Source organism: Micromonospora noduli, assembly GCF_003264365.1.
In the GTDB taxonomy this organism is placed as follows: Bacteria; Actinomycetota; Actinomycetes; order Mycobacteriales; family Micromonosporaceae; genus Micromonospora; species Micromonospora noduli.
The window spans coordinates 1-421 of record NZ_PYAK01000167.1; the positions used below are offsets into that span (position 1 = coordinate 1).

The window sequence follows — 421 nt, forward strand, 5'->3', positions numbered from 1 at the left end:
AACGCAGGCGCGGCTTCCGTCATATCGTCCCAATCAATATCCCGGGCACTGCGGAGCATTTGCGTACCGACATAAAGCAGGGCGGGTGCTGTGGCAAATGCCGGAACACTTTTCGCCAACGGTGAAAACATCAGGCAGGCGAGCATCAATACGCCGACGGTAACCGCCGTCAGACCTGTCCGGCCTCCTGCCGATACGCCCGCCGCACTTTCCACATAGGGTGTCGTCGAAGAAGTACCCAAAGCCGCACCCGCCACAATAGCGGTTGAATCGGCCAACAGTGCGCGCTTCAGACGGGGCAGCTTACCGTCCACCAGAAGTCCGGCCCGATGCGATACACCGACCAGTGTTCCGGTACTGTCGAATAAGTCAACCAGGAAAAAGACGAAAATAACGCTGACCATGCTGACGGTAAACAACC

General features: G+C 57.5%; 1 protein-coding gene. It reads right to left on the reverse strand.

Annotation, left to right across the window (positions count from 1 at the left end; genetic code table 11):
• The coding region (locus GUI43_RS35245) for an NCS2 family permease (RefSeq protein ID WP_211326807.1) at positions 1-404 on the reverse strand (404 nt) is incomplete at its 3' end.
• Positions 405-421: the final 17 nt, after the last annotated feature.